19 protein-coding genes are annotated in these 21,691 nt (G+C 63.0%); 7 read left to right on the top strand and 12 right to left on the bottom strand.

Annotated elements, in window-relative coordinates; genetic code table 11:
• Positions 1-136: 136 nt before the first annotated feature.
• From JJB99_RS08680 to JJB99_RS08660, 5 genes are all read right to left on the bottom strand, one after another.
• Positions 137-1,816 (bottom strand): mucoidy inhibitor MuiA family protein, encoded by a 1,680-nt coding sequence (locus JJB99_RS08680; RefSeq protein ID WP_200498372.1) that lies wholly within the window; start codon positions 1,814-1,816, stop codon positions 137-139.
• A gap of 210 nt (positions 1,817-2,026) precedes the next feature.
• The gene (locus tag JJB99_RS08675; RefSeq protein ID WP_200498371.1) at positions 2,027-2,620 is read right to left on the bottom strand and encodes a DUF1349 domain-containing protein; all 594 of its coding nucleotides are present in this window, start codon (positions 2,618-2,620) and stop codon (positions 2,027-2,029) included.
• A gap of 136 nt (positions 2,621-2,756) precedes the next feature.
• Positions 2,757-3,731, bottom strand: coding sequence for a substrate-binding domain-containing protein (locus tag JJB99_RS08670; RefSeq protein ID WP_200498370.1), 975 nt, complete (start codon positions 3,729-3,731; stop codon positions 2,757-2,759).
• Positions 3,718-5,052 carry an ABC transporter permease gene (locus JJB99_RS08665; RefSeq protein WP_200498369.1) on the bottom strand — a complete coding sequence of 445 codons (1,335 nt, stop codon included), beginning with the start codon at positions 5,050-5,052 and terminating at the stop codon, positions 3,718-3,720. The genes JJB99_RS08670 and JJB99_RS08665 overlap by 14 nt, the downstream gene beginning before the upstream one ends.
• A complete protein-coding gene (locus tag JJB99_RS08660; protein WP_200498368.1) occupies positions 5,049-6,689 on the bottom strand; it encodes a sugar ABC transporter ATP-binding protein in 1,641 nt (546 codons plus the stop codon). Before JJB99_RS08660 ends, JJB99_RS08665 begins: the two co-directional genes overlap by 4 nt.
• A gap of 95 nt (positions 6,690-6,784) precedes the next feature.
• Here JJB99_RS08660 and JJB99_RS36910 point away from each other — a divergent pair, with 95 nt between their 5' ends.
• A complete protein-coding gene (locus tag JJB99_RS36910; protein WP_433995778.1) occupies positions 6,785-7,591 on the top strand; it encodes a GntR family transcriptional regulator in 807 nt (268 codons plus the stop codon).
• A gap of 17 nt (positions 7,592-7,608) precedes the next feature.
• On the opposite strand, the gene JJB99_RS08650 is transcribed toward JJB99_RS36910, so the two are convergent.
• The 4 genes from JJB99_RS08650 to JJB99_RS08635 all read right to left on the bottom strand — a co-directional run bounded on the left by JJB99_RS08650 (position 7,609) and on the right by JJB99_RS08635 (position 10,114).
• Positions 7,609-7,926, bottom strand: a complete 318-nt coding sequence (locus JJB99_RS08650) for an antibiotic biosynthesis monooxygenase family protein (protein ID WP_200498366.1) — start codon at positions 7,924-7,926, stop codon at positions 7,609-7,611.
• A 142-nt stretch (positions 7,927-8,068) separates the two neighbouring features.
• On the bottom strand, positions 8,069-8,704 hold the full coding sequence (locus JJB99_RS08645) for a GNAT family N-acetyltransferase (RefSeq protein ID WP_200498365.1): 636 nt from the start codon (positions 8,702-8,704) through the stop codon (positions 8,069-8,071).
• Positions 8,705-8,726: 22 nt separating this feature from the next.
• Positions 8,727-9,377 carry a 3-oxoacid CoA-transferase subunit B gene (locus JJB99_RS08640; protein ID WP_200498364.1) on the bottom strand — a complete coding sequence of 217 codons (651 nt, stop codon included), beginning with the start codon at positions 9,375-9,377 and terminating at the stop codon, positions 8,727-8,729.
• A complete protein-coding gene (locus JJB99_RS08635; RefSeq protein WP_200498363.1) occupies positions 9,377-10,114 on the bottom strand; it encodes a CoA transferase subunit A in 738 nt (245 codons plus the stop codon). Before JJB99_RS08635 ends, JJB99_RS08640 begins: the two co-directional genes overlap by 1 nt.
• A 288-nt stretch (positions 10,115-10,402) precedes the next feature.
• Here JJB99_RS08635 and JJB99_RS08630 point away from each other — a divergent pair, with 288 nt between their 5' ends.
• Positions 10,403-12,325 carry an AsmA family protein gene (locus tag JJB99_RS08630; RefSeq protein WP_200500083.1) on the top strand — a complete coding sequence of 641 codons (1,923 nt, stop codon included), beginning with the start codon at positions 10,403-10,405 and terminating at the stop codon, positions 12,323-12,325.
• A gap of 171 nt (positions 12,326-12,496) precedes the next feature.
• Here JJB99_RS08630 and dctA read toward each other — a convergent pair whose 3' ends face one another.
• Both dctA and JJB99_RS08620 read right to left on the bottom strand, forming a co-directional pair.
• Positions 12,497-13,876, bottom strand: a complete 1,380-nt coding sequence (gene dctA, locus JJB99_RS08625; RefSeq protein WP_433995777.1) for a C4-dicarboxylate transporter DctA — start codon at positions 13,874-13,876, stop codon at positions 12,497-12,499.
• 58 nt (positions 13,877-13,934) lie between these two features.
• The gene (locus tag JJB99_RS08620) at positions 13,935-15,008 is read right to left on the bottom strand and encodes a 4-oxalomesaconate tautomerase (RefSeq protein ID WP_200498361.1); all 1,074 of its coding nucleotides are present in this window, start codon (positions 15,006-15,008) and stop codon (positions 13,935-13,937) included.
• A gap of 117 nt (positions 15,009-15,125) precedes the next feature.
• On the opposite strand from JJB99_RS08620, the gene JJB99_RS08615 reads away from it, so the two are divergent.
• From JJB99_RS08615 to JJB99_RS08595, 5 genes are all read left to right on the top strand, one after another.
• A complete protein-coding gene (locus JJB99_RS08615; RefSeq protein ID WP_200498360.1) occupies positions 15,126-16,100 on the top strand; it encodes a LysR family transcriptional regulator in 975 nt (324 codons plus the stop codon).
• Positions 16,101-16,489: 389 nt separating this feature from the next.
• On the top strand, positions 16,490-17,875 hold the full coding sequence (locus tag JJB99_RS08610; RefSeq protein ID WP_200498359.1) for an ABC transporter substrate-binding protein: 1,386 nt from the start codon (positions 16,490-16,492) through the stop codon (positions 17,873-17,875).
• A gap of 96 nt (positions 17,876-17,971) precedes the next feature.
• The gene (locus JJB99_RS08605) at positions 17,972-18,844 is read left to right on the top strand and encodes a carbohydrate ABC transporter permease (RefSeq protein ID WP_200498358.1); all 873 of its coding nucleotides are present in this window, start codon (positions 17,972-17,974) and stop codon (positions 18,842-18,844) included.
• Positions 18,841-19,707 carry a carbohydrate ABC transporter permease gene (locus JJB99_RS08600; protein ID WP_200498357.1) on the top strand — a complete coding sequence of 289 codons (867 nt, stop codon included), beginning with the start codon at positions 18,841-18,843 and terminating at the stop codon, positions 19,705-19,707. The genes JJB99_RS08605 and JJB99_RS08600 overlap by 4 nt, the downstream gene beginning before the upstream one ends.
• A 117-nt stretch (positions 19,708-19,824) precedes the next feature.
• The gene (locus JJB99_RS08595) at positions 19,825-20,823 is read left to right on the top strand and encodes an HD domain-containing protein (RefSeq protein WP_200498356.1); all 999 of its coding nucleotides are present in this window, start codon (positions 19,825-19,827) and stop codon (positions 20,821-20,823) included.
• A 55-nt stretch (positions 20,824-20,878) separates the two neighbouring features.
• On the opposite strand, the gene JJB99_RS08590 is transcribed toward JJB99_RS08595, so the two are convergent.
• The gene (locus tag JJB99_RS08590) at positions 20,879-21,691 is read right to left on the bottom strand and encodes an ABC transporter permease subunit (protein ID WP_200498355.1); all 813 of its coding nucleotides are present in this window, start codon (positions 21,689-21,691) and stop codon (positions 20,879-20,881) included.

The raw sequence follows: 21,691 nt of genomic DNA, 5'->3' as shown, positions 1-21,691 counted from the left end.
GGAGAGGGAGCACACCTCCTTCGTGGCGCGACTGATCCTAAAGCGCGATGAATCAGGATGAATCGTCATCGCGCTTTAGGCTGTTGTTGAGCATGATCTTTTCGGAAAACCGCTGCGCACTTTTCCGGATCATGCTCTAGCCCGCCGGCACGATCACCATGCCCTTGTCCTTCGGCCAGCGGATGCGCCAGGCGAAGTTGATGTCGCGGGTCTCGCCGGGCTTGGCGTCGAACGACCATTCCAGCACGCCGCGCCTGTCGCGGATGTTGCTCGCGGTCGGCGGCGTGGTCGCGGGCAGCATCTCGACCACGATGTCCTCGTTCTCGCTGATCGGAAGCTGATCCTCGATCGCGACGTGAATCGGGAAGTCGTGACCATTGCGAACCGTGGTCTTGAACGACCGCTCGTCGGTCTTCGACGTCGTCACGAGCAGACCGGCCGAGCCTTCGTTGCGTTTCACCACCGCGCGCTCGATCTTGACCTTGTCATCGGCGCCGAAGCCGAGCCGCACGATGTCGTCCTTGACTGATGCCGAGAGCCTGCCGCGGCCGACGAAGACGCCGTCGCGATAGATCGCGACCCTGCCCGGCAGCAGCGTCGTGTCATCAGTCTGCTTGAAGCTGGCTTCGAGGAAGGCGGTGGGATCGATCACTGGGGCGGCGCGCACCGCGAGATCGGCAGGCACGCTCATCGAGGCGATGCGCAGGCTCTTGGCCCCCTCGGCGGCGCCGAGGCTGACGCGGCCTGGAATCTTGAAAGCGGCCTGAAAATCACCAATCTCGGCAACAGCCTGCTGCTCGTCGGCTCGCTCGCGCGGCTCGGGTGATTCCGCAACCTTGGCTGCGAATGATGGAATCTGCATCTGACGCGGGACGGGTGCGGGCCTTGCCAGATCCGACGCCGTGCCGAGTGCCGTCGGCCGCGGCGGTTGCGGATATTGCGCCACAAGCGAGCCCAACTCCGGCGCACTGCCGCCACGGCCGATGCGCACCGTGGAGACGCCCAGCGTAACGTTGGACCAATCCTCACCGGTCGATTGCGTCACCTCGGCGCGGCGGACCAACTCGAGCTGCGGCTTGCGGTCCTTGGCGCCCGTGTCGAGCCGGGCGTCGTAGAGCGGCAGCCAGCGCGCATTGCGCACATTGTAACTGACCCGCAGCGTCGCCTTGGTCGCAGCTAGCGCGGCAACGTCCATGCGAACCTCAAGCTTGCTCGGCGGCTTGGCCTTGCGCTCAACCTCGAGCTCGGCGATCTGCCGGTCGATCTCGCGCAATTTGCGCGTGGCCTCGCGGATAGCCGTATCGGCGCTCGCAACTTCCTCGCCGACCGCGGCAAAGGCCGCGCGCCATTCGGCGATCGGCCGCGCCTCGCCCTTCTCGCCGATACCGGCCGGGGATGCTTCCGCAAAGTGCTCGGCAAATTTGCGCCGCGCGTTCGCCGAATCGATCGCGCCCTGCAGGTCGGCGCGCTGGTCGTTCAACGCCTCGATACGCTTATCCAGTTCGGGCAGGTTGACCGGTGCCGCGCGCGGCGGCCGTGCGTCGATCGTGCCGATGGTGAGCTTTGCGCCCGCTTCACCCTCGACCCTGATCGAGGACGTGTCGAGACCGAGCGGAAAATCCTTGGCGACCAGCGTCGAGTCGCCGGACGGCAGGTCGATGGTGATGACGCGGGTGACGGTCGCACCATCCGGGTAAACCGTGACCGTGTCGACGGCCGATGTCGTGTCAACATCGGCGGCCCATGATGGCAATGCAACGGCCATCGGCACCAGAATCAGGCTCGTCGTTGCCAAACATCTTGCGGTGATGCGCATAAAGTCCCTCCTGCCATATCGCCGCGCCGCCAGCCGGACGCGCGATCAAATGCCTCGCCAACATGGTTGGACGCGGCAGCGAAGGAACTGGTTCGATTGGGGTTTCGGTTGGGCGCTCCTGCGGCGGGACCATGGCCGCGGAACGCAGTGCCACGCCATTCTTCGGCAGCTCGCCGCATCAGAGGTTAGCCAAAGCCACTGGCTGCTCGTTCAACCGAGATCGTGCAAATCCTTGCCAAGTGGCGGTGTCAGGCGAAACGTCGGGAAAACAGCTTTCAAGCCGGCCCGCTCGGGCGTGCAGGCCATTGGACCCACGAGGTAGGAGCTTGCCTTGGCAAACGGCGCTAACCGCATGAGCGGCCAGACCTTGCCATCGGCCGAAACCTGCAAACGAAGCACGCCGTCGGCGACTGTTGCGCGCACCCAGAAATCACGGGCCTGGTGCTCATAGGCCGCAGTCGCCCAATCCGATCGTCCGTCGGTCAGCACGCTCGCGAGCATGGCCCGTCCGTCCGAGAACTCGATCCCGGCCTTGACCCAATGCTGCGCGTCGACGCGCACCATGATGCCCGCCTGGTCGTAAAGCGCCTGAAATTCGGCCTGAACGCGCAACTCGGCGGTGAATGCCTCGGCCGTCGGAAAGCCGAGAAAGTGCCCGCTGTCGCGGTTGAAGCCATAGTGGGTTTCGCGCCAAAAGTCGGTGGCTTCGTCGGTCACAATCTGAAGGCCGTCGCGCTGAGCCGACCATTGTGTCGGTTGGTTCAGCCACACACCGTCGCTTCGACCGAAGATCGGGACGTTCATGTTCACCCCTTGTGAATTGTGCCGGCGGTCTCATGCCGTGGCGCGCACGAGCACATTCGATGCCAACGCGAGGGTCTGGTTCGATTGGATCGAACCAGACCCCGCGCCTCTCATGACTGTTTCGAAGACCGGAGCGTCAAAGCAGCCCGTTCTTCTTCAGGATGTCCGGAGCATTCTCCTTGGTGATCAGCATCGTCGGCAAAGTGATGACCGGCTCCAGTTTCTCGCCCTTCAAGAGCTTGACTGCCTGGCGCAATCCCTCAGCTCCTGGCGTTGCGTAGAGGAACGTCGCCGTAAGCTGCCCCTTGGAGACCCAGGTCACGCCCTCGTTCGGCAGGCCGTCGATTCCGAGAATGAACTTGATGTCCTTGTCGCGGCCGGCGTCCTTGGCAGCGAGATAGGCGCCATAAGCCATGGGGTCGTTGTGGCCATAGACCAGATCGATCTTCTCGTTATTGCGCAGCGCGGTCGTCATGATGTTGTAGGCCTTGTCCTGCTTCCAGTCGCCCGACTGGTTGTTAAGCAGATACTTGATCCCAGGCTCTTTGTCGGTGAACGCATGGAAGCCGTCGTGTCGGTCATGCGCGGGCTGCGTGCCCATGCCGCCCCAGATCTCGACGACATTGCCGGCCGCCTTGCCGGGACCGCCGAGCAGCTTCACCGCATGTTCGCCGGCTGCCTTGCCGATCGCGACATTGTCGCCGCCGATAAATTGGGTGATCCGCTTGGTGTCGACGTTGCGGTCGAGCACGATGACCGGGATCTTGGCGTCGATCGCCTTTTCGACCACCCCGGTGAGCCCCGCCGATTCCTTCGGCGAGATCAGGAGCACGTTGACCTGCTGCACGATGAGGTTGTCGCAATCGGCGACCTGCTTCTCGGTCTTGTCCTGGCCGTCGGTAATGACGAGGTCGACATCCGGATGGTTCTTCGCCTCGGCCTGGATATCCTTGTTGAACTGCACGCGCCACGGCTCGAGCGTTGTGCATTGGCTAAAGCCGACCTTCCACTTGCCTGCGGTTCGGGCCGGGCTCCACCCGGCCGGCACATAAACGGTCATCGCGGCGCCTGCGATTGTGGTCGACAGTTTCAAGAATTCACGACGCTTCATCGAGATCCTCCCTTGCAAAATCCGCCGTTGGGGCGTTTGGCAGCCGATGGGTTTCGGCTGTTTTTGGGTCGACCTGTGCTTCGACCGATCGGCTGAACCGCCATCGCCCGATGAGCTGGCCGAGATTCTGTTCCTGCACCAGCACGGTGCCGACGATGATCAATCCCTTCATCAGCAGCTGGACGTTGGAGTCGATGTTCTGAAGCTGGAGAATGTCCGAGAGCAGGCCGAAAATCAGGACCCCGACGAACGTGCCGGCGAGGCCGCCGCGGCCGCCCATCAGGCTGGTGCCGCCGATCACCACCGCGGCAATCGCGTCGAGCTCCAGCCCGGCGCCGGCGTCCGGCTTGCCTTGCCGGTACTGAGCGACGAACAGCACGCCGGCGATGCCCGCCAGCAGTCCGGACAGCAGATATGCCGTGAGCTGGACCTGGGCGACCTTGATGCCCGAGAGCTTGGCCGCCTCGACGTTGCCGCCGATCGCATAGGCGTAACGGCCGAAGGTGGTGAAACGCATAATGGCGCCAAACAGAATGATCGCCGCGAGGAAGAAGACGCTCGGCACCGGCAACACGCCCCACAGCATCGAGCGGAGCATTTCAAAGGCCTCGGTGGCGTTGGTGCCGGTGTAGACCGGCACTACGGCGTTGTCCTGGCCCGCCGTGAGCCTGGCGACGCCGAGTGCGCTGACCATCATCGCCAGCGTGACGATGAAGGGCTGCAACCGTCCGGCGACGATCAGCAGTCCGTTGATGGCGCCAAGCACCAGTGCGAGGCAGGGCGCCACCAGGAGTACGCCGAGCACGCCGAACTTGGTGGGTACCTGCCCTGTTGTCCACCATGCAACTGCGGTGGCGCAGAGGACGCCGAGCAGCGCGGGAATCCACAGGCTGCGCCAGGGCGAGACTGCAATATCAGGACGCCGCCCTGCGCCGATGTCGCGGCCGCGCGCCAGACCCCGGAAAATGAACCGCGCCAACAGCGCGGTGGCTACACCGCTCACGATGGTTGCGGCCGGAACGCCCATCGCGGACGCCGCAGTCAAACCGGGCTTGGTGAGCAGCATCGCGCAAATCACCGTCGAAAAACCCATAACGGAGCCGACCGACAAATCGATGCCGCCAAGCAGAATGACCATGGTCATGCCGGTCGCGACGAGGCCGGTGATCGAAACCTGGCGCAGCACATCGGTCAGGTTGGCGTAGGACAGAAAGATGTTGCTGCCGGACGAGGTGTGCGGCGAGGTGAGCCCGCCGATCAGGCAGATGAGCAGCAAGCCCCAATAGAGCTTGGTTCGGGACAGGAGACGAAGCACTTTCATGATGGGCTTTCCTGCGACCATGCTGCCATGCCGGGCGCCGCAAGCCGCATCACCGTCTCCTGCGTCGCGGTCTCGCGGCTGAGGATTCCGGTCTGCCGTCCCTCGCACATCACCAGGATGCGGTCGGACAACAACAGAAGCTCCGGCATCTCGGAGGTCACCACGACGATGCCGAGGCCCTGCTCGGCAAGATCGAAGATCAGCCGGTAGATGTCCTGCTTGGCGCCGATATCGATGCCCCGAGTCGGCTCGTCGAGCAGAAGAATACGAGGCTCGGTAGCGAGCCATTTCCCGATCACGATCTTCTGCTGATTTCCGCCCGAGAGCGATGCGGCCGCCTGATCGATGCCGGTGCAGCGGACCGACAGCCGGTCGACCACGTCGCGCGCCAAGGCTCGTTCACGCGCGAATGCGCGCAGGCCAAAGCGCGACAGCGCGGCGATCGAGGGCAACGCGATATTGTCACAGATCGAGGCGGCAAGGTGCAGGCCGCGCTCCTTGCGGTCCTCGCTCACGAGCGCGATACCAAGGCGATAGGCGTCGGCCGCCGAGCTGATCTGGACGGCGGTGCCGTCGATGGCGATTTCGCCGCCCCGCCAGCCGCGCGCGACGCCAAAGACCGATTCCAGGATTTCGGTCCGGCCCGAACCGAGCAGGCCGCCGATGCCGAGGATCTCGCCTCGCCTGAGCTCGAAGCTGACACCATGCAGCGTCCGGCGCCATCCGTGAGGGCCGAGCGTGTCGAGCGTGAGGTCGTGCGCCGAAAGGACGACTGCGCCGTCCCGTGCGGCCGTATCGCGTTCACCTGCGACCATGTCGCGGCCGACCATTGCGGAGATGATCGCTCCGCGCGACAAGTCGCCGATCGGGGCCGTGACGACGCGCCTGCCGTCGCGCAGCACCGTCACCCGGTCGGCGAGATCGAGAACCTCTTCGATGCGGTGCGAGGTATAGATGATGGCGACGCCCTCGGCTGCCAGCTGCCGCACGATCTTGAACAGTGTTTCGCATTCGGACGACGACAATGCCGAAGTCGGCTCGTCCATGATGAGGATGCGGGCATTGAGCGACAGCGCCTTGGCGATTTCCACCAATTGCTGTTCGCCGACGCGCAAATCCGCGATGCGGCTTTCGGGAGCGATCCTAACGCCAAGGCGCTCGAGCAGGCGCGCGGCCACCCGGAGCATGCGGCGGCGATCGATCAGCACACCCGCAATCAGCGGCTCGCGACCGAGAAAGATATTGTCGGCCACGCTCAGCTCGGGGACGAGATTGAGCTCCTGATGAATGATTGCGACGCCGGCCTCCTCGGCGTCGCAAACGCCGCCGAACCGGGCGACCTCGCCTCCGACCTGGACGTCGCCGTCATAGTCCGTGTGCACGCCGGCCAGGATTTTCATCAAGGTGCTCTTGCCGGCACCGTTCTCGCCCATCAGCGCGTGAACTTCGCCGTAGCGCAGATCGAAGTCGACGGCGTTGAGGGCCTTCACTCCGGCGAAGGATTTCGAGACCCGCTCGGCAACAAGCACAATATCCCCGTTTCGCGTGCCGCTCCCGGCGTTGTTGCCGATCGCGACCAGCCGTGGGGACGCGCGTCGCTCATCCTGCGCTCTCTCGGCGCCAAAGCGTGTCTCCATGGGGTTGCTCCTCCCCGGCCGGCTCTCTCGCGTGCCCCGCGACCTGTCCTCTTGGGACCTGTGCTGGTGAGACCGACCATTGCTATTTTTCTGACATGCTAGTTATATCAGTTGCCGTTCGTCAAGCCTCCGCGCAAATCGGACCTTTCAGCTTGAAAAGTGAAAATCAGCCCCCGGGGGATCACAGCATGCATTCAGTCGGGGGCTTCAGCGGCGGGGCCGTTGCCGCGCGAGGACGCGGGGCGGGAGGATCGAAAGTCGACCAGGCCTACGTTGCGCTCAAGCGTGCCATCGTATCCGGCGCTCTCGCGCCCGAAACGCCGATCGACAAGAACGAGTGGTGCGCCACTTTCGAAGTGTCCAAGCTTTCGATCACTACGGCGATCAACCGGCTTGCTTTCGAGGGGCTTGTTATCGTCGAGCCGCAACGCGGCTCTTACGTCGCCAGGATCCATCTCGACGACGTCAGGCAGTGGATGTTGATGCGCCGTGCGCTGGAGGTGGAGGTCGTCGGGGTCTGTGCAGCCGACATGTCGGATGATGCCGTCGCAGCGCTGGGCCAGAATCTCGCCTATCAGAAGGCCGCCATCGCCAGCGGAGACCTCGAAGGCTTTCACGAGCTCGACACCAGGTTTCACCGCCAGATGACCGAAGGCCTGAGTCTCGCGCGTGTTGGCGAGGTTCTCGATCCGATCCGGACCCACCTTGAGCGAGTCCGTCGAACGCTGTTGCCGGAGCCAGGACGGCCCGAAGGAACGTTCCGCGAGCACGAAGCGATCTACCGCGCGATTGCCGCGCGTGCGCCGGATCAGGCGAAAAGCGAAATGGCGGGCCACCTCGATCGCGTAGCGCGCGAGCTGCATGCCTTTGTCGGAAGACACCCCGGCTTCTTTGAAGACTAGTTTGGCTTGCACCCAAATCAGGCGTGCTCGAACGGACCGACTTCGCGGATGACCTTGCAAATCTCCAAGCGACCATTGGCATAGAATTCGGCATGCCCCCGTTTCATCGCCTCGATATGTTCTGGATGCGTGCGCCAGGCTTCGAGTGCCTCCTCCGAAGCAAAGCGAAACACGGTCAGTTCCTCGCCATCATCGGCCTTGAACGACTTGACCGACAGAAAGCCGGGAAGGCCGCTGACAATGTTGTACATGCGCTCGCCCAATCGACCATATTCGTCGAGCGAGACACCGTCCCGCAGATTCAGGCCGCCAATCACCACGACTTCGCCGATCATTTTCGGTCCTTTCTCAATCGCATTCCTCGCCAGCTTAACAGCCGGCGCATCTCGCATGATAGTTTCGGATCGATGACGGCACTTGTTACGCCAGAGAAAAATTCAGCGTGCCGGGGCCGGCGGCTGCGGAGACCAAGTGTGCTCAGATCGCGCGAGCGAACATGCGAAAGCCGGGCGCGCCGATGATCGCCTCGAAGGCGGGATCGCGCTTCTCTTCGGCGAAGGCAAAACCGGCCTTGGTGTAGGCGCGCTCGGCGAGCTCGTTGCCGATCAGGAACGAGATCGTCGCCCGCCTAAATCCAGCCGCGCGGCCCTGGTCCAGCGCGTGCGCGATCAATGCCTGCACGAGACCGCGGCCGCGATAGGCAGGATCGGTCGCGACATACTCGATCATCCAGTCGCCCTCGCCGCCCTGAACCCATGAGGCGCGTGTATAGGCGGCGCGTTGACGGATGCCTTCCAGCTCCGGCGCAGCGAGCCCCGTAGCGACCGCAACTTCCTCGATCGCACGCCAGGCCGCAGGTCCCGTGCCTGCCGCCGGGAAGGCACCGAGCGCCGCCGCAGGCCTGCCGTCAACCTCGGCGACCAGGAATTGCGAGACGTGCCAGATCGACACGGTGCGGGCGACCGCGATACGCGCGATGAAATCGCGGCACTGCGCCTCGGGCCAGCCGAGCGCGACGTCGAACCAGCCGCGCGGCCGGTAACCGCGCTGCGATGACAGAATAGTCTGTGCGATGAAATCTGCGTCTCCGGGACGCGCAGACCGTATTGTCATGCGCGCCCCTTCTACGAAGACTTTACGTGTTCTTCAGCGCGACGCGGAATTCGGCCTCGGTCTTGGCCTTGACCTCGTCGAGCGTGACGCCGTCGGCGAGCTCGATCAGGGCCATGCCGCCGTCGCCGTGCTTGTCGATGGTGAAGACGGCGAGATCGGTGACGACCATGTCGACCACGCGTTCGCCGGTCAGCGGCAGGTTGCACTGCTTGAGCAGCTTGGGGCCGTCCTTGGCGGAATGCTCCATCACGACGACGACGCGCTTGACGCCGGCGACGAGATCCATCGCGCCGCCCATGCCCTTGACCATCTTGCCCGGGATCATCCAGTTGGCGAGATCGCCGTTCTGGGCCACCTGCATGGCGCCGAGGATCGACAGGTCCATGTGGCCGCCGCGGATCATGCCGAAGGAATCCGCGCTCGAGAAATACGAGGTCGAGGGCAGTTCGCTCACGGTCTGCTTGCCGGCGTTGATGAGGTCCGCGTCCACCTCGTCCTCATAGGGGAACGGGCCCATGCCGAGCATGCCGTTCTCGCTCTGGAGGCTGACATCGATGCCGTCGGGGATGTAGTTCGAGACCAGCGTCGGGATGCCGATGCCGAGATTGACGTAATAGCCGTCGCGCAGTTCCTTCGCGGCGCGCGCGGCCATCTGTTCACGGGTCCAAGCCATTAGATTTCTACTCCCGTTCCAGCCGTAGACGCGCCGCTCGGACGCGGGCGCGTGTTGCGGAATTCGATGCGCTTCTTGGCCGTGCCTACCTCGACGATGCGCTTCACGAAGATGCCGGGCGTGTGGATGTGGTCGGGATTGAGTTCACCGGCCGGAACCAGATGCTCGACCTCGGCCACGGTGATCTTCGCGGCGGTCGCCATCATCGGGTTAAAGTTGCGCGCGGTCTTGCGGTAGATCAGATTGCCTGCGGTGTCGCCCTTCCAGGCATGCACGATGGCGAGGTCGGCGAACAGGCCGCGCTCCATCAGATACTTCTCGCCGTCGAACTCCTTCACTTCCTTGCCTTCGGCGATCAGCGTGCCGACGCCGGTCTTGGTGTAGAAGGCCGGGATGCCGGCGCCGCCGGCGCGGATGCGCTCGGCCAGGGTGCCCTGCGGATTGAATTCGAGTTCCAGCTCGCCGGCGAGGAATTGCTGGGCGAACAGCTTGTTCTCGCCGACATATGACGAGATCATCTTCTTGATCTGCCGGGTTTCGAGCAAGCGGCTGAGGCCGATGCCATCGACGCCGGCATTGTTGGAGACCACCGTCAGGCCCTTGACGCCGGAGTCGCGGATCGCGTCCGACAGCTCCTCGGCGATGCCGCAGAGGCCGAAGCCGCCCGACATGATCATCATGCCGTCTTTGAGAACGCCCTCGAGAGCCGATTTGGCGTCGGGATAGACCTTGTTCATGCAAATAACCTTCGAGTGAACCTTCGGCTTGCAGGCCGTCGCGCCCTATTGGCGGCGATTATTAGGCGAAATGGTCCGAAGCCGTCAATGATACGGGGTTCTCCGCTCCCGCCGGTGGTGATAGAAGCTGCCCACACGGTGGGCAAACCCGCCCGCGGCCTTGAAAGCGACAAGAAAACCCATCAAGTTGCGGGACTTAAGGAATAGAACTTGGGCGTGGGCACGCAGGTTTCCCCGGCCCGCCCTTCTGGCTCCAACGACCAACCCGACCAGGACATGCCATTGACCATGGCTCAAGGAATGAAGCGCCTCGGGACGCCGATCGCGGCCCTGCTCGGCGTCACGCTGATCGCCCTGATCGCGACCTCCTGGCTCATCAACCGCGACGCGCTGCGCAAGGCGGTGGAGGCGCAGATCCGCGACGTGACCGGGCTCGAGCTCAGTGTCGCGGGCAATATCGACATTTCGGTGCTGCCGGCGAGCTACATCTCCTTCCATGACGTCGGCCTCAAGGACGGCGGCACCAGCGATCCCGCGCTCCATGTCGACGTGCTCACCGCCAATCTGCGGCTGCTGCCGCTCTTGCTGCAACGGTTCGAGATCGCCGACCTGACGCTGCTGCGGCCGCATATCCATGTCAGCCTGAAGCCGGACGGCGAGAGCAACTGGACGCCCTTTATCCAGACCATTGCGCGCACCATGAAGCCCGGCGCCGACAACCAGGTGTCGTTCTCCGAGATCAGGATCCAGGACGGCGTGCTCGATTACGAGGACGCCGCCACCCACGGCACCGAGAAGCTCGAGGACATCGACCTGTCGCTGGCCTGGCCCTCAATCTCGCGCTCCTTTGCCGCGACCGGACAGTTCGACTGGCGCGGCGAGCGCGTCGACGGCTCGATCAGCTTTTCCGATTTCGTCGCCGCCCTCTCCGGCGAGCGCTCGGGGCTGAAGGCGCGGATCGCCAGCGCCCCGCTCAAGCTCGCCTTCGACGGCAGCGTCGCCAACCGCACCAGCCCTATGATGGAGGGCACGCTCACCATTGACAGCCCGTCCTTGCGCAATGCGCTGCGCTGGACCGGCCAGCCGCAGCCCGGCAGCGGCGGCTTCGGCCGGTTCGCGCTGAAGGCGCGGGCCAACGTCGTCGGCGCCTCGATCGCGCTCACCAATGTCAATGTCGAGCTCGACGGCAACACCGCCGAGGGCGTCATGACCTACGCCAATAACGGACGGCAGACGCTGCAGGCGACGCTCGCCGCCGACGCGCTCGACTTCACGCCCTACATCTCCACCTTCCGCCTGCTTGCGAGCGGCGCCCGCGACTGGAACAGGCAGCTGTTCGATCTCAACGGCCTCTCGACCACCGACCTCGACATGCGCCTGTCCGCAGCCAAGCTGACGGTCGGGCCGACCAAGCTCGGCCGCACCGCGATCGGGGCGAACTTGCGCAACGGCACGCTGGCGCTTTCGGTCGGCGAAGCCCAGGTCTATGGCGGCATCGCCAAAGGCTCGTTCGGCATCGCCCGCTCAGACACCGTCGCCGACATCAAGGCGCAATTCCAGTTCACCGACGTCGACCTGCAGGCCTGCGCCACCGAGCTGTTCGGCCTCAACAAGCTGTCCGGCCGCGGCAACATCAGCGTCTCCCTTCTCGCCTCCGGCTCGAGCCCGTTCGGCCTCGTGCAGTCGCTCGACGGCAGCGCCACCGTGACCGGGCATGACGGCGCGATCGCCGGCATCAATGCCGAGCAGCTGCTGAAGCGTCTGGAGCGGCGGCCGCTGTCGGGCGGCGGCAATTTCCGCAACGGCTCGACGCCTTACGACAATCTCACCATCGCACTGAAATTCGCCGACGGCGTTGCGACCGCTGAGGACATCCGCATCGAGGGACCTGCGGCGAAGATCACGCTGACCGGCACCGCGTCGGTGCCGGCGCGTGAATACGACATGAAGGGCGTGGCGAGCCTCAACACGGCGTCCGGCTTTCAATTGCCCTTCGTGGTGCAGGGCCCCTGGGACGATCCCCTGATCCTCCCCGATTCGGAAGTGCTGATCCGCCGCTCGCCCTTTGCCGCCCCGCTGCTCAAGCCGAAGGACGGCCCCACCGGGGACACGGTGCGCTCGGTCATCGAGAAGATCACCGGCGTCAAGCGCCCTCCGCCGACGGAGTCGCCGACGGCCGAGAACGCCAAAGAGAACGAGAAGGCCAACTAACGCCGAACGGCTCTACGCTAAATCGATTGACGCCGCTCGTTCACCTCTCGCCCTTGCGGGATCGGCATAGGCCGCCTGTGGCGGCCGGCCTTTGAAGGCGCCGAGATGAAGCTCCGGCTATGGCGAAGCGCCGGATGAGGGCTTTCGCCTCTTGAGGGCTATCGCTTTGCGTCAGGCGGCCGATTGCGTCGTTGAGATCCAGCTCTTGCGCTCCTGCACCAGTATTGTCCCAGCAGTCTTCGTCCCGGCTGCGGCCTTGACGGTGCCGATCTCTCCCAGTTCACGGGCCAACACCTCACGGTCACAAGCGTTCTCCCACAGCGAAATGGTGATGGATGCGACACAGTTGCTGATCATGCTGGTCAGCGCGCGGGCTTCCGACATGAAGCGGTCGATGCCGACAAGCAGCGCCACGGCGGTCACGGGCAGATCCGGCATGACCGAAAGGGTCGCGACAAGCGCGACGAAGCCGCTGCCGGTCACGCCGGCCGCCCCTTTGGACGTCAGCAGCATCAGTCCGAGCATCGCCGCGATCTGCCCCCACGACAGGTGAATGTCGCAAGCCTGCGCGATGAAGATCGAGGCCAAGGTCAGATAGATGGCGCTGCCGTCCAGATTGAAAGAGTAGCCCATCGGCAACACGAGCCCTGACACGCCTTTCCGGCATCCGAGCTGCTCCAGCTTGCGCAGCGCGCCGGGCAGCGCCGGCTCCGAGGACGAGGTGCCGAGCACGATCAGCAATTCTTCCCTGAAGTAGCGGATGGTCTTCCACAGGCTGAAGCCGTTCAGCCGCGCCAGCGCACCAAGCACGACGATCACGAAGACGGAGCAGGCGACATAGAAGGTCAGGATCAGCAGTCCGAGCGAGCCGATCGAGCGGATGCCGTAGCGCCCCACCGTGAACGCCATGGCCCCAAAGGCGCCGAGCGGCGCCAGCTTCATGATGAAGCCGAACGACACGAACAGCACGTGCGAGAACGAGGCGACTGCCTTTGCCACCGCGGCACCGCCGTCGCCGGCGCGGCTCAGGCCAAAGGCGATCAGGATGGAGATCAGCAGCACCGGCAGCACTTCGCCATCGGCAAACGCTCCGAAGAAGGAATGCGGGATGATGTGCAGCATGAAGTCCGCAAATCCGGTCGCACCTGCCTGCTTGGTGAATTTCGCAGCCACCGACGGATCCAGAGTACTGACGGACACATGCATGCCCACGCCCGGCTGGATCAACGAGACAGCGATCAGCCCGGCGAGCAGTGCGAGCACGGTCAGCAGATAAAACAGCGCCATGGATTTCACCAGTGTGCGACCAATCTCGCGGGTATCGCTGATGCTGTTGATGCCGCTGACGATGGTGCAGAACACGATCGGTGCGATCATCATCTTGACCAGCTTGACGAAGCCGTCTCCGAACGGCTTCAGAGCAGCGCCAAATTCAGGCCAGAAATGACCCGTGATGACGCCCAGCATGAGGCCAATCAGCACCTGGACGTAGAGGATCCGGTAGAATGGTTTTCGTGGCTCCACGTTCGCGGACCCAGCCGGCGCTTGCATCTGCATTCTCGTTTCTCCCTTGGGTCTTGTTCTTGAAGGTTCTAGGAGCTGTCCGGCTTCAAGCCGCCAGCACCGAATGAGGCACGTGCGATCTGCGGGCGAAGACATGGCCCTCGAAAATTCGCCGTGCGGTCCGCTGCACCCGGGCAACCGGGCCGGGCTCCAGCCGCACCACGAGCTGGCCGGAAGGATGGGTAAGCGTGATCGGCACCGGCAGCGCCAGCGGTCCGACCATCTCCGCGGCGATCGTTCCGGGCGTGACACACGCAGTCGCGATCGCGACCGCGCCGGTGACGGCCAGTGCGCTATGGCAGTCGTGCGGCATGAAGTACCGGGTGTTCAACGCCGCCTCGCCCGAGGGCGCAATCAGAACCGGTTTGGGAATCACCATTGCCGCGGAATTTGGAAAACCCATTCGGCGTCCAGCCTCGATGCGCAAATTCTCGAGCCGCGCGCGGAAGCCGCTGTCGGCGAAGTCCGAGGGTGCTTCGCGCCCAGTCCAGCCCAGATCCGCCGCGCGGACCAGCATCACCGGCATCGCCGCGTCGATGCAGGTCACATCGATGCCGTCGATGCGGTCGACCGGCCGCCCGGTCGGGAGCAGGCGCCCGGTGCGGGCGCCGGCCGCATTGGGAAACGACAGTTCGATCGGTGCGGCCGTTCCCGGCACGCCGTCGATCCGCACATCGCCCTCATAAGTCACCCGCCCTCCAGGCGTGGCGACGACCGCATCAATCAGCTTGCCGGTATTGACATTGTGGATGCGCACATGGGTGCGCTCTGCGGTCGCGGCCACCAGGCCGGCTTCGATGGCGAACGGCCCCACGGCCGCCAGCATATTCCCGCAATTGGGCGAGGTATCGACGATCCCTTCACGAACCCGCACCTGGGCGAACAGGTAGTCGACGTCGGCGCCTGGTACCGACGCCGGTCCAATGATCGCGACCTTGTTGATCACGGCATTGCCGCCGCCGATTCCATCGATTCCAAGATCGTGCCCACCTCCCATCACGGACAGCAGGACCGCGTCGCGCGAGCTGGGGTCGGCCGGAAGATCGCGGGCCAGGAAAAACGGCCCGCGCGAGGTCCCTCCGCGCATGACCACACAGGGAATGGCAATCTGTTCGTCCATGGCATTGTTCCGTTCGCGGCATCTTCACGCGAACCAGACCATCCTCCCTCCCAACTCTTTTGTGAAATGCAAATATCTGAGGTATTATTCCGTATATCGATATAATGGAGTGTTGCCGTGAACGCAGAACTGCTTGACCTCAAGGCGTTCATCACCGTCGCCGAGACCGGGAGTTTCGTCCGGACCGCCAAGGCGCTGAACCTGTCGCAACCTGCGCTCAGCCGGCGCATTCAGAAGCTCGAAGAAAGCCTCGGTGCGCCGCTGCTCGAGCGGTCGACCCGCCACGTCAACCTCACCATGACTGGCCGCGACTTCCTGCCGAAGGTGCGCCGTCTCATCGACGAGTTCGAGACCTCGGTGCTCGCCATCCACGATATCGGCGCGCGAAGTTCAGGTCTGGTCTCGGTGGCTGCGGTGCCGACGGCAGTGTTCTACTTCCTGCCGCGTGCGATCGGCCGGTTTGCCGAAGCCTATCCGCGCATTCGCATCCGGATTCTGGACATCGGCGCCAACGAGGGATTGGAGGCGGTCGCGCGCGGAGAAGCCGATTTCGGTATCAATTTCATTGGGGCTTCGCATGCTGAGATCGAGTTCGAGAAACTGGTCGAAGACCCTTTCGTGCTGGCTTGCCGCCATGACCATCCGCTGGCCTCGCGCAAACAGGTCAGCTGGCCCGAGATCGTGCCGCACCGGGTGATCACCGTCGGCCGCAACAGCGGCAATCGCGCATTGATCGACAATGCGCTGGCGCGACACGGGCTGCAGCTGAACTGGTCCTATGAAGTCGCTCACCTCTCGGGTTCGCTTGGCCTGGTCGAAGCGGGACTGGGCATCGCCGTGCTCCCGAGGCTCGCGACGCCAACGGCCGCCCATCCGATCATTCACACCATTCGGTTGATCGAGCCGGAGGTGTCGCGGACGATCGGAATCGTGCGCAGGCGTGGGGCGACGCTATCTCCTCATGCCAGCCAGTTTCTCAAGATGCTGCTCGAGGCGTGGCGCTCTCCTTCCCGCACCGGCGGGCAAGGCAAGCCGCGGTCCCGATCCGCTGCAGCGAATGCCGCTTCCACCGGGCCGAAAGGCAAACGCTGAGGGCCCGCCGGCGCGTTCCCTTCTCAAACCGGAGTTCCTCAGATCAATTCGCCCCTGTTCTCAGTGGCGTCTTGGGTCCTCCGGCCGCGACATCGTGGCGGCCGGCGGTCGCGTTGCGTTCGGTCCTCATACCGCCTACAACGCCGTGGTCTTTCGCTGGCGGCGAGTTGGTGTGTGGCGTTGCCCATAGCCAGGCAAGGCCAGAACGCACAAGGCGAATTGATTGCTGCGAATTGATGCGGCGATTGGATCGATGCATGCGTCAAGCATGTTCACAAGTCCCCGCCCCACGACATTGGTCGGAGAAGAAGCCGCTAGATCGGCTCACCGCCATGCGCTAGTGTTTTATACGACCGGTTAAAAACACCGGCCGTTTGAGGGAGAAAAACGTGAAATCCAAGGTTATTGGCGCAGTCACACTGGCGGTCGCTGCGGCCGGGCTGTTCGCAGCCGCTGCACCCGCATTTGCGCAGCAGAAGACGATTACGGTCTGGTGGGGCAAGGGCTTCTACCGCTCCGAAGACGACGCGCTGATCGAGACGATCAAGAAGTTCGAAGCCAAGACCGGGATCAAGGTCGAGTTGTCGCAATACGCGATCCAGGACATGATTCCGAAGACGGTCGCCGCGCTCGACGCCGGCACCGTTCCCGATGTCGCCTATTCCGACACCTATGACGTGCAGGCGCAGGGCAAGTGGGCCTTCGAGGGCAAGCTCGAGGATCTCACTGACGTCATGAAGCCGATCGAGGACCGGTTCGCGCCGAACACGCTGGAGGCATCGAAGCTCTACGACGACGTCGCCAAGAAGAAGGCCTATTACGGCTTCCCGCTGAAGCAGCAGAGCATGCACGTCCAGATCTGGAACGACATGCTGGAGAAGGCGGGCTTCAAGCAGAGCGACATCCCGACCGACTGGACCGGCTATTGGTCGTTCTGGTGCGACAAGGTGCAGCCGGCGATCCGCAAGGCCACCGGTCAGCGCATCTATGCGGTCGGCCAGCCGATGGGCGTGGAATCCACCGACGCCTTCCAGTCATTCTACACCTTCATGGACGCCTACCACGTCAAGCTGGTCGATGACGATGGCAAGCTCACGGTCGACGATCCCAAGGTTCGCGAGAACCTGATCCACGCCCTGAAGGACTATACCGATACCTACATCAAGGGCTGCACACCGCCGTCCTCGACGACCTGGAAGGATCCGGACAACAACGTCGCCTTCCACAACAAGACCATCGTGATGACGCACAACTTCACGATCTCGATCGCGGCGAAGTGGTACGAGGACTCGCAGAACCAGGCGCTCACGCAGGAGCAGCGCGATGCCGGCAAGAAGGCCTATGAGCAGGACATCATCACGGCGTCCTTCCCGAAGGCGCCCGATGGCTCGACGATCCGCTACCGCTCCGACGTCAAGACCGGGCTGGTCTTCACTGCGGCCAAGAACAAGCCCGAGGCCAAGCAGTTCATCAGCTTCCTGCTCCAGGAAGAGAACGTCCGTCCCTATATCGAGGGCGCGCTCGGCCGCTGGTTCCCGGTGACCAAGGCAAGCCAGGAAAGCCCGTTCTGGCAGGCCGACAAGCACCGCAAGGCGGTCTACACGCAGTTCAAGGGCGGCACCGCGCCGTTCGATTTCACCAAGAACTGGAAGTTCACCATCCTGAACAACGAGAACGTCTGGGCCAAGGCGATGAACCGGGTCGTCAGCGAGAAGGTGCCGGTCGACAAGGCCGTCGACGAGCTGATCGCCCGCATCAAGCAGGTTGCAGGCTAAGGTTTATCCCTCCCTCTCCCCACATGACGGAGAGAGGTGTAAGAACAACACCGGCCGCGTTTCGCGGCCGGCTTCTCTTTGAAGAGTCCGAAAAGAATGGCGATCACGCTCTCCGGCGATCAGTCGATACCCGCCCCACCATTGTCGTCGCGGCTGACCCCGGCGCAGGTCTGGGGCATCGTGCTGCTCGCGCCCTATCTGCTCGTTTTCCTTGCCTTCGTGGTCTACCCGGTCTGCTACGGACTGTGGCTGGCGCGGGCGCCGTCGAATTACGTCGCGCTGTACAACGACCCGATTTTCGCCCGCGCTGCCGTCAACACGCTGATCTTCCTGGTCATCGGCATCAACATCAAGATGCTGATCGCGCTGTTCCTGTCCGGCTTCTTCGCCCAGCAGCGCACGTGGATCAGATGGCTCTCGGTGATCTTCATCCTGCCTTGGGCGGTGCCGTCGATCCCGACCATCCTGTCGGTGCGCTTCATGCTCAATCCCGAATGGGGCATGATCAACCATCTCATCTTTTCCCTCACCGGCGATGACGGCCCGAACTGGCTGAACGACCCGACTGTGGCGCTGAGCATGGCGATCGCCGTGCACATCTGGAAGTCGCTGCCGTTCTGGACGCTGATCCTGATCACCGGACGCCTCGCGATCTCGCACGATCTGTTCGAGGCCGCCGAGGTCGACGGCGCGAGCTGGTGGCAGAAATTCCGCTTCATCACCTGGCCGTCGATGCAGACGCTCTACATCACCTGCACGCTGCTCTCGATGATCTGGACGCTCGGCGACTTCAACAGCGTCTACCTGCTCACCGGCGGCGGCCCTGCCGACCTCACGCATGTGCTGTCGACGCTCGGCATCCGCTATCTCCGGCTCGACCAGCTCTCGCTCGCGATGGCCTCCATCGTCTGCGCAATGCCGTTCGTCCTGCCGCTCGTGTATTTCATGATGAAACGGTTGTCGCGATGAAGCTTCCCGGCGTAAGCGAATTTTCCTGGCGCGACGTCGCGACCGAAGCGCGGCTGCTCCTGATCGGCATTCCCGTCTTGCTGTGGACGATGATCCCGATCTACCACATGTTCCTGTTCGCGATCTCCCCGAAGGAGGATGCGTTCTCGGGCAAGCTATGGCCGGATCACCCGACGCTGCACAACTTCGAGATCGTGTTCAAGCAGCAGCACTATTTCCTGCGCGACTTCTACGTCCAATTCTGGAATTCGGTGGTAATCGCCGCCGCGGTCGGCGCGCTGACGCTGGTGATCGCCACCGCCGCGGCGTTCGCGATCTCGCGGCTGAAGGTGCCGGGCGGACGCATGGTGCTGAACCTTGCGCTGTTCACCTATTTCATCCCGGCGGCGTTCCTCGCCGTACCGATGTACCGGACCATGGGCAATTACGGCCTGCTCAACAATCACTGGTCGCTGATCCTGGCCATGGTGACGATCGCCTCGCCTTACGCGATCTGGGTGCTGAAGCAGGCCTCCGACAAGCTCCCGGTCGAGCTCGACGAAGCCGCCGTGATGGACGGCGCCACCACGCTTCAGATCTTCCGCCTGGTCTATCTGCCGCTGATGATGCCCTCGCTGGTCGCGATCGGCACCTATGCAGTGCTGCTGGCCTGGAACGAATATCTCTATGCGTTCCTGCTGCTCTCCAACGACCAGGAGATCACGCTTCCCGTGGCCCTCGGCAACTTCCTCGCCGCCGACGACTCGCCCTGGGAGCTCTTGATGACCACCGGCTTCATCTACGCGCTGCCGCCGGCCGCGGTCTACTACGCCTTCCGCCGCTACATGGTGGGCGGGCTGACGGCAGGTGCGGTGAAGTCGTAGATCTGCAGTCGCTGACCGTTAACCAAAAAGGTCTTGGATACCGAATCGGACTTGACTTGTTCATGATTTGTTCTATGATACAAGTAGTCCGACGAAACTGTGATTCGCTCGGGAAAGATGCCGAAACAACAGCGCATTCGCGACCCCCTGCACGACATTATCGATTTCAACGTTGATGAAGTGCATCTGGAGCGAGTGCTCTGGCAAGTGATTCAAACTAGGCCGTTTCAGAGGCTTCGAAGAATCAAGCAACTCGGATTCTCGGATTTCGTCTATCCGGGTGCGACACATTCGCGGCTTCTACACAGCTTGGGTGTTTTTCATACGGCGAGATATCTGATGGATGTCGTTCGCAAGTATACACACCCTTTTGAACAGACAAGGGCCGACCAGGCGCTTGCTGCGGCGTTGGTCCACGATGTGGGGCACGGACCTTTCAGTCACGCATTTGAGGATGTCGGACGAAGGCTAAACCTCAAGCTCGCCGACCATGAATTGGTCAGTGAAACTTTGATCCGTGACGGCGAGATCGCGAGAGAATTTCGAGAGTTAGGGTCCGGGTTTGCGGACGATGTCGCAGACGTCGTGAGCGGCAGCGGAAGCAGTTCGATCTATTCTGCGGTTGTATCCAGCCAATTCGACGCCGATCGTTTAGACTATATCCGCCGTGATCGACTAATGGTCGGAACTGAGCATGCGGGAATTGATTTCGAATGGCTGATCCAAAACTTGGAAATCGGTGAAGTACCCTACGGCGTGGACGAAACATCTCTCGGCAAGGTCCGAACGTTCGTTCTCGGCCCGAAAGCTATTTTTGCCGCCGAGGCATATGTGCTGGGCCTCTTTCAACTCTATCCTACTGTCTATTTTCATAAGGCAACACGTGGCGCCGAGAAAATCTACGTAGAACTTCTCGCTCGCACTATAACTCTCGTAAGGGACGGCTCTGTTGCATCAACAGGCCTTACAGCTTCTCACCCGCTAGTAAAATTTGCAAAAGATCCTGAGAACATCAACTGCGCTAAATCTGCTGGTGGCCGCTTAGATCGTGCACGAGCACTCTATGAGAGAATTAGACAGATTCAGACACCGGCACCACTTCCTCAACTTCCATAAGATTTAGTATTTCGCGGTCGTTCGACTGAGCCGTGCCGACCATCGTTGGCGCTCTCTACAGCAGCGCTGCGCTCTCGCCCTGCGAGCTCGACAATTTTGAAGCGAGCGAGGCGATGACGATCACCACCGCAATCAGGCCAATCACCAGCGTGCAGATCGCGTTGATCTCCGGCTTCACGCCCAGCCGCACCTCCGAATAGATCCGGATCGGCAAGGTCGCCGAACCGGGGCCGGTAGTGAAGCTCGCGATCACGAGATCGTCGAGCGACAGTGTGAAGGCCAGCATCCAGCCGGCGACGATCGCAGGCGCGATCAGCGGCAGCGTGACGGCGATGAAGGCGTGCACCGGATTGCAGCCGAGATCCATCGCCGCCTCCTCCAGCGAACGGTCGAGCGAGCCGAGGCGGGACTGCACGACCACCGCGACGAAGCACATCGTCAGCGTGGTGTGGGCGATCGTCACCGTCCAGAAACCGCGCTCGGCGTTCAGCGCCACGAACAGCAGCAGCAAGGACAGTCCCGTGATCACCTCCGGCATCACCAGCGGCGCATAGAGCATGCCGGAGAACAGCGTGCGGCCGCGAAAGCGCTCACCGCGCGACAGCGCCACCGCCGCGAGCGTGCCGAGCAGCGTCGCAATGGTGGCGGAGGCGACCGCGACCCGCAGGCTCATCCCGGCCGCCTCGATCATGGCGCGATCATTGAAGAACTCGCGATACCAGCGCAGCGACCAGCCCCCCCACACCGTCACCAGCCGCGAGGCATTGAAGGAATAGATCACGAGGATCAGGATCGGCAGATAAAGAAAGGCGAGTCCCAGCGCGAGCGAGGCGACATTGAAGCGGGAGAGGCGGGAGACCTTGCGCAT

The sequence above is a fragment of the Bradyrhizobium diazoefficiens genome, assembly GCF_016616235.1.
In the GTDB taxonomy this organism is placed as follows: Bacteria; Pseudomonadota; Alphaproteobacteria; order Rhizobiales; family Xanthobacteraceae; genus Bradyrhizobium; species Bradyrhizobium diazoefficiens_H.
Note: the sequence above shows the minus strand (reverse complement) of the source record. Positions and strands in the feature narration are given on the sequence as shown.

Bases quoted from the DNA above. Each gene is read 5' to 3' on its own strand.
- JJB99_RS08620 (WP_200498361.1), bottom strand. From the start codon at position 15,008: ATGGACGAACAGATTGCCATTCCCTGTGTGGTCATGCGCGGAGGGACC.
- JJB99_RS08665 (WP_200498369.1), bottom strand. From the start codon at position 5,052: ATGAAAGTGCTTCGTCTCCTGTCCCGAACCAAGCTCTATTGGGGCTTG.
- JJB99_RS08595 (WP_200498356.1), top strand. From the start codon at position 19,825: ATGCCGAAACAACAGCGCATTCGCGACCCCCTGCACGACATTATCGAT.
- JJB99_RS08675 (WP_200498371.1), bottom strand. From the start codon at position 2,620: ATGAACGTCCCGATCTTCGGTCGAAGCGACGGTGTGTGGCTGAACCAA.
- JJB99_RS08680 (WP_200498372.1), bottom strand. From the start codon at position 1,816: ATGCGCATCACCGCAAGATGTTTGGCAACGACGAGCCTGATTCTGGTG.
- JJB99_RS08600 (WP_200498357.1), top strand. From the start codon at position 18,841: ATGAAGCTTCCCGGCGTAAGCGAATTTTCCTGGCGCGACGTCGCGACC.
- JJB99_RS08635 (WP_200498363.1), bottom strand. From the start codon at position 10,114: ATGAACAAGGTCTATCCCGACGCCAAATCGGCTCTCGAGGGCGTTCTC.
- JJB99_RS08640 (WP_200498364.1), bottom strand. From the start codon at position 9,377: ATGGCTTGGACCCGTGAACAGATGGCCGCGCGCGCCGCGAAGGAACTG.
- JJB99_RS08630 (WP_200500083.1), top strand. From the start codon at position 10,403: ATGGCTCAAGGAATGAAGCGCCTCGGGACGCCGATCGCGGCCCTGCTC.
- JJB99_RS08590 (WP_200498355.1), bottom strand. From the start codon at position 21,691: ATGCGCAAGGTCTCCCGCCTCTCCCGCTTCAATGTCGCCTCGCTCGCG.
- dctA (WP_433995777.1), bottom strand. From the start codon at position 13,876: ATGCAAGCGCCGGCTGGGTCCGCGAACGTGGAGCCACGAAAACCATTC.
- JJB99_RS08650 (WP_200498366.1), bottom strand. From the start codon at position 7,926: ATGATCGGCGAAGTCGTGGTGATTGGCGGCCTGAATCTGCGGGACGGT.
- JJB99_RS08660 (WP_200498368.1), bottom strand. From the start codon at position 6,689: ATGGAGACACGCTTTGGCGCCGAGAGAGCGCAGGATGAGCGACGCGCG.
- JJB99_RS36910 (WP_433995778.1), top strand. From the start codon at position 6,785: ATGCTAGTTATATCAGTTGCCGTTCGTCAAGCCTCCGCGCAAATCGGA.
- JJB99_RS08605 (WP_200498358.1), top strand. From the start codon at position 17,972: ATGGCGATCACGCTCTCCGGCGATCAGTCGATACCCGCCCCACCATTG.
- JJB99_RS08670 (WP_200498370.1), bottom strand. From the start codon at position 3,731: ATGAAGCGTCGTGAATTCTTGAAACTGTCGACCACAATCGCAGGCGCC.
- JJB99_RS08645 (WP_200498365.1), bottom strand. From the start codon at position 8,704: ATGACAATACGGTCTGCGCGTCCCGGAGACGCAGATTTCATCGCACAG.